The organism is Arthrobacter mobilis, from assembly GCF_012395835.1.
Lineage (GTDB): Bacteria > Actinomycetota > Actinomycetes > Actinomycetales > Micrococcaceae > Crystallibacter > Crystallibacter mobilis.
Map to the genome: position 1 here is coordinate 17,767 of NZ_JAAZSQ010000034.1, position 2,891 is coordinate 20,657.

Here is a 2,891-nt window from a genome sequence, read left to right on the forward strand (position 1 = left end):
CCCGGGTGCTCTCCTCCTGCCCGGACCAGCCGGTCCCGGACGATGACGGCGGAGTCACCGTCCCGGTCGCCGCCAGGCCCGCCCCCAAGCCCAAGGCGGAGCCGAAGCCGGAAGCCCCCGCGATGCAGGAGCCGGCCGATGGCGGCGATGTCTTCTACCAGAACTGCTCGGCGGTCAGGGCCGCCGGCAAGGCCCCGATCCGCGCCGGCGACCCCGGCTGGGAGCCCAAGTTCGACCGGGACGGCGACGGCGTCGGCTGCGAATAACAGGCAGCCCGGCCGCCCCGTGCACCGCACGCGCCGATCACAGCGCCTGGCGCGCCGACCCCGCCACGGGACTGGAACAACCGGACGGTGCGGTCCTGCCCGCCCCACTCCCGTGCTCCGGCCGCAGCACGGCATCGGTGGAGGACGGGACGTTGCCGGGGAAGCTCAGGTGAGAAGTTTCGCGTAGACCACGTAGTTGTCATCAAACCCGCCGGTGGCCGGGTTGTATCCGTCGCAGGTGATCAAGCGCAGTTCCGCTCCTTGGGTGTTGCCGTAGACCGCCTGGGTGGGGAAGGCGTTCTTCGGGTATTGCTCGGCGCGGTAGACCGTGAAAACCGCCGTGGTGCCGTCCGCGCGGGCGACGTCGACGGTGTCCCCGGCCCTGAGCTCGCGCAGGCGGGCGAAAACACCCGGCGCGCCGCCGAACGAATTGACGTGCCCGAGCAGGACCGCCGGTCCGCGTTCTCCGGGGGTCGGGGAATGGCGGTACCAGCCGGCCGGGGCGCCGGGATCACCCGGGGGTACCTGAAGGGAACCGTCGTTCCGCAGGCCGAGCCTGAGCAGTTCCGACCGGGCGCCGATGGAAGGAATGCTCAATGCCACGGGCGCGGAGGCGTCCATGACCGGCAGCCGGGCAGGCACAGGGCTCTCCGGCGCGGGGTTCCCGGGTGCGGAGGCCTGCGGGGTCTTCTGGGCTGCCGCAGCCGGCGGGGCGGAGGAAACCGCCGGGGAAGGCGCAGCCGCAGCTTCGGTCTGTGCGGAGGCGGTGCCTGCGCAGCCGGCGAGAAGCAAAAGGGCGGCCGCCGCAGAGGCCAGGCGGCTTCCGCGGCGGCCGGTCGTTGAACCCATCATGCGTGGAAACAGGTCCGGTCGGTAAGGTGGCGGGCCTATGCCCGGGCGGCGTTGCGGCGCCGGACCAGGTAGGTTCCGCCGGCCGCCGTGGCCAGCACCAGGCCGCCGCCGAGGGCGAGGGCGCCCAGGTCGCCGCGGCCGTCCTGGGTTATGCCGGTATCGGCCCCTCCGACGGGCACCTGGCCCACCTGGGGCGCTTCGACGGGAGCGGCAGGGGCCGGCCGGTAGGCGACGCTGCCGTTTTCACAGCCGATGCCGTCACTGTCACTGTCGAGATGGGCACCGTAACCGGGGGCGCCGGCGGGAATGTTGTACACACCCACCGCTGCTGCGGCATCGCAGTTGGGGTAGGCGGGGGTCACCGCCAGGGCGGGTGTGGCCGGCAGGGCCGCAAGCCCTGCCGCTGCCGCCAGTGAGAAGACTGCTGTGCTCTTTTTCATTCGTTCCCCTTACGTTCCTGGTGCGCAGGCCGGCAGCCGGAAGCACCATGGGACAAGCCCGCTGGCCGGTCCCGGAGGCCGCGGAATACCCCGGCACCCCGTCCCGTTCCTGTCCGGACACTGCCGGCCCTGCACACATCCAATGAGATTGACCAACCGCCGCCGGCGATCGGTGAGGCCACGCTATGGGCTTTATCGTTTAAGCACAATGCTTCCAAGGGGTTTCCGGCCCTCCGGGCCCCAGGGCGGCCGGCACCGGCCCGCTGGACCGCGGCCGGCCCGGATCCGGCCGTTCTGCCGCGCACGGCCCTGTCGGCCGGCACGGGACATCCGTTCCGCGCCGGAAACACGGTCTGCCCGTCCCCGGCCGTCCCTGCACAGGCTCACACCACCAGGCTGCACGGGAACAAGACGCCCAAATCGTCACCCCGGACCGGCGGCTCCGGTCTGCGCGGTACGGGGTGTACCGCCTGGCCTCGCGGCCGGGTCACGGAGGTGGATCCCTGCCGGTAGTCTTTGGTTTGTTCGTTTAAGCAAAACCATATGTTGGGGGAAAAGATGAGCATGATCAGGCGCTTCGGTGCGCTGTTGATGGCTGCGGCAGTGGCTTTCGGCGGTGTCAGCCTCGCTGCCGCACCGGCCGAAGCGGCGTCGAAAGCCGCGACCCGTGTCGTAAAGTTCACTGCACCGGCGTCCGTTTACAAAAGCGAGGCGTTCACGCTCAGGGGCACGGCCCAGCGCAAGGCCGGCACCAGGTGGGACGCATACGCCAAGCCCAAGGTGGAAATCTACTTCGACCCGGCCGGCAGCGCGCGTGCCTACAGGGTCAAAACCGTCACCGGAAGCACGAAGGGACAGTTCTCGGCCAAGGTCCGTACCTCCCGGTCCGGCCTGTGGTGGGCAAAGGTGACCGTCACGGGCACGTCCAAGGCCGCCGACTCCTACAAGAAGCTGGTCAGGGTCAAGCAGCGCACCTCCATGATCCCCTCGGGAACCACCTGCCCATCCTGGGCTCCGATTAAGGGCAATGAGTCCAGCGGAATCTACCATGTCCCCGGCGGTGCGTTTTATAACCGGACGAACCCCGAGATCTGCTTCTCCACCACGGCAGCTGCACGCGCTGCCGGCTACCGTGCCTCCAAGGTGTAGCTTTCCCGGACCCTGATTAAGGACCCCGGCCGGATGCGGCCGGGGTTCTTTCAATTCCCAGACCTACCCATCGATGACCGAATTCTTCCCCGCCGAAAGCGTCCCCCCAGGTCCCGGCGGAATCTGGAACCGTCCGGTACGAACGCCTGTGAGGATTGGGGTGGCTGGTCTGGGATTGGCTGGC

General features: G+C 69.4%; 4 protein-coding genes. 2 read left to right on the plus strand and 2 right to left on the minus strand.

What is annotated here, in order from left to right; translation table 11 throughout:
* A partial coding sequence (locus HGG74_RS20030) for an excalibur calcium-binding domain-containing protein (RefSeq protein WP_168489237.1) occupies positions 1-266 on the plus strand: 266 nt, incomplete at its 5' end.
* Between the two features lie 165 nt (positions 267-431).
* Here HGG74_RS20030 and HGG74_RS20035 read toward each other — a convergent pair.
* Together HGG74_RS20035 and HGG74_RS21805 are read right to left on the minus strand one after the other, a co-directional pair.
* Complete coding sequence (locus tag HGG74_RS20035; RefSeq protein ID WP_312856922.1) at positions 432-908, minus strand: class F sortase; 477 nt, start codon at positions 906-908, stop codon at positions 432-434.
* Between the two features lie 245 nt (positions 909-1,153).
* Positions 1,154-1,558, minus strand: a complete 405-nt coding sequence (locus tag HGG74_RS21805) for an excalibur calcium-binding domain-containing protein (RefSeq protein ID WP_246263107.1) — start codon at positions 1,556-1,558, stop codon at positions 1,154-1,156.
* Between the two features lie 558 nt (positions 1,559-2,116).
* Here HGG74_RS21805 and HGG74_RS20045 point away from each other — a divergent pair.
* The gene (locus HGG74_RS20045; RefSeq protein WP_168489241.1) at positions 2,117-2,707 is read left to right on the plus strand and encodes a sunset domain-containing protein; all 591 of its coding nucleotides are present in this window, start codon (positions 2,117-2,119) and stop codon (positions 2,705-2,707) included.
* Positions 2,708-2,891: the final 184 nt, after the last annotated feature.

Coding starts and splice junctions, on each gene's coding strand:
- HGG74_RS21805 (WP_246263107.1), bottom strand. CDS start 1,558: ATGAAAAAGAGCACAGCAGTCTTCTCACTGGCGGCAGCGGCAGGGCTT.
- HGG74_RS20045 (WP_168489241.1), top strand. CDS start 2,117: ATGAGCATGATCAGGCGCTTCGGTGCGCTGTTGATGGCTGCGGCAGTG.